5 protein-coding genes are annotated in these 4,896 nt (G+C 31.1%); 2 read left to right on the plus strand and 3 right to left on the minus strand.

Going from position 1 to position 4,896, the window contains the following annotated elements:
• Positions 1 to 130: 130 nt before the first annotated feature.
• The 3 genes from ACVC2P_RS06070 to ACVC2P_RS06080 form a co-directional block, all read right to left on the minus strand.
• The gene (locus ACVC2P_RS06070) at positions 131 to 697 is read right to left on the minus strand and encodes a hypothetical protein (protein WP_452597584.1); all 567 of its coding nucleotides are present in this window, start codon (positions 695 to 697) and stop codon (positions 131 to 133) included.
• Positions 698 to 760: 63 nt separating this feature from the next.
• Positions 761 to 1,246, minus strand: a complete 486-nt coding sequence (locus ACVC2P_RS06075; RefSeq protein WP_452597585.1) for a hypothetical protein — start codon at positions 1,244 to 1,246, stop codon at positions 761 to 763.
• A 134-nt stretch (positions 1,247 to 1,380) separates the two neighbouring features.
• Positions 1,381 to 2,196 carry a 2-oxoadipate dioxygenase/decarboxylase family protein gene (locus ACVC2P_RS06080; protein WP_452597586.1) on the minus strand — a complete coding sequence of 272 codons (816 nt, stop codon included), beginning with the start codon at positions 2,194 to 2,196 and terminating at the stop codon, positions 1,381 to 1,383.
• Between the two features lie 159 nt (positions 2,197 to 2,355).
• Between ACVC2P_RS06080 and ACVC2P_RS06085 the strand changes: the two genes are divergently transcribed.
• Together ACVC2P_RS06085 and ACVC2P_RS06090 are read left to right on the plus strand one after the other, a co-directional pair.
• The gene (locus tag ACVC2P_RS06085; RefSeq protein WP_452597587.1) at positions 2,356 to 2,823 is read left to right on the plus strand and encodes an Lrp/AsnC family transcriptional regulator; all 468 of its coding nucleotides are present in this window, start codon (positions 2,356 to 2,358) and stop codon (positions 2,821 to 2,823) included.
• The coding region (locus ACVC2P_RS06090; protein ID WP_452597588.1) for an FAD-binding and (Fe-S)-binding domain-containing protein at positions 2,823 to 4,896 on the plus strand (2,074 nt) is incomplete at its 3' end. The genes ACVC2P_RS06085 and ACVC2P_RS06090, both read left to right, overlap by 1 nt.

Here is a 4,896-nt window from a genome sequence, read left to right on the forward strand (position 1 = left end):
GGTGTAATGTAATGTAGTTGTTTTAAACCACCAAATCTAGAGCCTAATCCAGCGGCCATTATTGCTAATGCTTTTTGTTGTTTCATAGATTATAAAGTCTTCTAAAATGTATTTAAAAAGAGTAGTGCTATTATTCTATATCGTAATATTCTGGTCTTTCTGCATTAGGGCTAGGATTATTTAAGTAATCTTTAAAAGCTTTAGCATACTCAGGATTATCACCATAATATAAATCTACAAGATTATCACTACTTGTAAAATATAGAGATAAACTTAATATCCCAATAATTAGTAGCCTAACTTGGTTAGTTTTTAAAAATTGTTTTCTACCCATGAAATAAAAAACAAACATTACAGCGACTACTATAGCTAACATTACTAAACTTAATTGTAGCCCTTGTTGTCCATAAGGCCAAAATTGAAGTTTAAACAAACAATAAATAACTAGTGTAGATAAAACGAAACCTAAAGCAATGCCTGCAAAAATTCGTAAAATGGAAACAGTTTTGTAGCCTTCTGGTTTAAAAATGTTTCTAAACCTAATACCATTTAATAAAGCAAAGCCAAAGGTTAGGTATAAAAATGCTAATAGTATTATAGAAAACGTTATTAATAGTGTATTGTATGGTAAATTCATAACCTTCATTATAAATGAAATGATTATGAGTATAAATAAAATAATTTCAGTTTTTTTCATAAAAACTAAATTAAACAAAAAAACCACCTTAAAAAGGTGGTTTAGTATATATTTTTATTTGTTTTAAAATTGGTATCTTAAACTAAGCGCAATGTCAAAATCCAAATCGTCTCTAAAGTCCCCAAAACCTAGTTCTGGTCTAAAATCTAGAGAAATTAATAGCGGAATATCAAAATTATATTCTATACCAACATCTCCAGCTGCAAATACAAAAGACTCGCTATCGTCTCCGCCAGGTATTGGAGAATCGAAACTATACGATCCAATACCACCACCTACACCGGCATACCAATTAAAATTACCATCTAATTGCCAAACCCATTGGTATAAACCAGCAAGCTTAAAGCCGTCATAGTTTTTTCCAGAGCGCCATCCTAAATCAAACTCTAAACGATTATTGCTATTTAAAGCACGTTGGTATGATATTTCTGCTCCAAAACCATCGCTATCTCCTAAACGTAATCCTATGGCATTGTCCGAGATACTTTGCGCGTTTGTATAAGTTATAGCTCCTAATACGAATACGGCTAATAAAAATAATTTTTTCATAAGTTTTTAGTTTTAGTTTAATTAAAATCTATATACGATTCATTTAGTAAAAATAGATCATATTTTTTTAATAAGAAGTTAATTACAAAAATAACGCCAAAAAGGTAAATATATTTTTACTTCTGTGCATTTTTTTAAGCTAGCTTATTGAGCTTAACATCTGTGCTTTCAAAAATTTTGTCAGCAGAATTAGCTATAAACCCCTTAAAAAGTGTTCCTTCTTTAGTAATATGCCTATATGCAAACTCATAATAACAAGAGGTTATTTCTTTTACACCTTCTTCAAAACGCACATTTATTTTATCGGCCAAAATACTAGATTGCTCTAAAAGTAATTCAGGGTTACCTTTAATTTCTCCTCCAGAAACATTCATCTTAAAATTATTTTCTTTTAAAAATGCATTGACTTCTTCGAGAGTATTAAATGTACTTAACTCATTTACATTTATTGTAAAATGATTAGAGCAAAAACCATTAACATATAACCAAGCGGCATATTCAGATTCGTTTAATAAAGTATTATATAACTCAAACGAAGGGGTATTCCATAAACGACCAGAAAACACTAACTCTTCTGCATTTACTGTACTAAAATCTACAGTGTTTAAAGTGTTTTTAATAATAGATTGTGTCTCTATAGAACAGTCACTAGTTATCAATTCGCTAATAAATACTAAAGGTGCATTTTTGTCGGTTTTATGTTCAAAATGTTTTGCATATAATTTCTTTTTAGGGAAATGATAGTCGTTTTTAAACTCGTAACCATTGTTAATAAATGCTGTAGCTAAAACATCAATATTTACTCTAGGGTCATCAAAAGTTCTAAAAGCAACATGATCGTTTGCAATAGTGTTTCCTTGAGATTCAAATAACTGTTTTACTTTTTGAGCAGAAGGTGTACGCTCAACGTATTCATTCCATAACTTGTTAAATAATACTGTAGTAGTCATAACTATAAATTTTATGCAAGCAAAATTAAATCAATTTAATTATTTATACGGTATTAATTGATTACTTTTGTTTATTGATAGTGTGTATTTTTAAAAATAGACTTCTATTGAATTAAATAATAGTTAATTTGATTTTTTAAACTTAAATTTTCGTGACAAATGAGTCAACTTGATTACATAGATAAACAAATTATATCCGAATTAAAAGCAGATGCTAGAAAAGCATACTCTAAAATTGCTGAAGATTTAAAAATTTCAAATTCTTTAGTACATCAACGTATTAAAAGAATGAAAGATGATGGCGTTATAAAAAAAGCAGATTTAATTTTAGACGAAAAGAAAATTGGATATAGTACAAAATCCTATGTAGGCATTAGGTTAAAGGAAGCTAGGTTAGCAGCACAAGTTGTAGATTATTTAGAAAAAATACCAGAAATTAAAGAATGTAATTATGTCTCAGGTAAATATGCGATCTTCGTATTAATCTATGCTAAAGATAACGATCATTTAAGGCAAGTTTTGTATAATCAAATACATGAAATAGATGGAGTTGGAGGTACAGATTCATTCATCTGTTTTACAACAAATTTTAATAGATCTATACCAGTAATTTCTGAAATAAAATAATGGAAAACACTAAATTAGAAGCATTAAATACTCTTTTAGAAGGAGAACTACATTACGACACTTTAATGCGTACGCTTTATGCAACAGATGCCTCTGTATATAGAATGTTACCAATGGCTGTGGCATACCCTAAGCATAAACAAGATTTAAAAACATTAATAGCTTTTGCTAAAGAACACAAAACATCATTAATTCCAAGAACAGCAGGGACGTCTCTTGCAGGACAGTGTGTAGGAGAAGGTATCGTTGTAGATGTTTCTAAGCATTTTACTAAAATTATAGATATTAATGAGTCTAAAAAAACAGTTACAGTACAACCAGGTGTTGTTAGAGATGCATTAAATAACTATTTAAAGCCATTTGGACTGTTTTTTGGCCCCAATACATCAACCTCAAATAGGTGCATGATTGGTGGAATGGTAGGAAATAACTCTTCAGGAACGACCTCTATTCAATTTGGAGTAACAAGAGATAAAGTTATAGAACTACAGACCATACTTAGTGATGGCAGTGAAGCTGTATTTGCTGAGATAAGTCCAGAAAATTTTGAAGAAAAAAAGCAACTAAACAGTTTAGAAGGCCATATATACAAAACAATATATAATGAGTTAGCTTCAAAAGAAACGCAAAAGGAGATAAAAGACAATTTCCCAAAACCAGAAATTCATAGAAGAAACACAGGTTATGCAGTAGACGAGTTATTAAATACAGAATTATTTACAGAAACAACTGAAGCCTTTAATATGTGTAAACTGCTTACAGGTAGTGAGGGTACTTTAGCATTTACAACGCAAATAACACTTAAGTTAGATGAGCTTCCGCCAAACGAAGGCGTTATGGTAGCTGCACACTTTAACAGTATAGAAAACTGTTTAAAAGCTGTAGAACCAGCTATGAAACATAGTCTATTTACTTGCGAGATGATGGATAAAACCATTTTAGACTGTACAAAACGTAATGCTACCCAGCAAGAAAACCGTTCGTTTATAGAAGGAGACCCAGAGGCCATTTTAATGTGTGAAGTTAGAGCAAAAACATTAGAAGAAGCACAGAACAAAGCCAATACACTTATAAAAGCTATAGAAGCCTCTAAGTTAAGTTATGCAAACCCAATATTATATGGAAATGCTATTAATAAAGCCAATGCATTAAGAAGTGCTGGTTTAGGTTTACTAGGTAACATTATTGGCGATAAAAAAGCAGTAGCCTGTATAGAAGATACTGCGGTAGCACTACCAGACTTAGCAAATTTCATTACAGAATTTACTCAGTTAATGAAACGATTTAACCAAAGTGCTGTATACTATGCACACGCTGGCGCTGGAGAATTACACTTAAGACCAATATTAGACTTAAAGAAAACTGAGGATGTTGTATTATTTAGAGAAATAACTACAGATGTAGCTAAACTTGTAAAAAAATATGAAGGGTCTTTTAGTGGAGAACATGGAGATGGTATAGTAAGAGCTGAGTTTATTCCATTAATGATAGGTGAAGCTAACTATGAGTTATTAAAACGAGTAAAATCTACTTTCGATCCTCATAATATTTTTAATCCAGGTAAAATTGTAGACGCATACCCTATGGATAAAGCCTTACGATATGAGGCAGGACGAAAGGAACCAGAAATAGAAACACTTTTAGATTTTTCCGATTCTCTTGGTATTTTAAGAGAAGCAGAGAAGTGTAATGGCTCTGGAGACTGCAGAAAGGCACCAGAATTTGGAGGTACAATGTGTCCTAGTTACCGTGCAACTCGTAATGAAAAAGATACAACGCGAGCAAGAGCAAATACGTTGCGAGAGTTTTTAACACAGTCAGAAAAAACGAATAAGTTTAACCATAAAGAATTAAAGGAGGTTTTCGATTTATGTCTAAGTTGTAAAGCCTGTGCAAGCGAGTGCCCAAGTAGTGTAGATGTAGCGAGTTTAAAAGCAGAGTTTCAGTATCAATATCAAAAAGCAAATGGTGTATCATTACGAACAAAACTTTTTGCTTACAATAATACATTAAATGAATTAGGAAGATTCTCTACAGGTTTAACAAATTTTCTATTTTCAAATAGTTTTACAG

The organism is Pontimicrobium sp. MEBiC01747, from assembly GCF_053601635.1.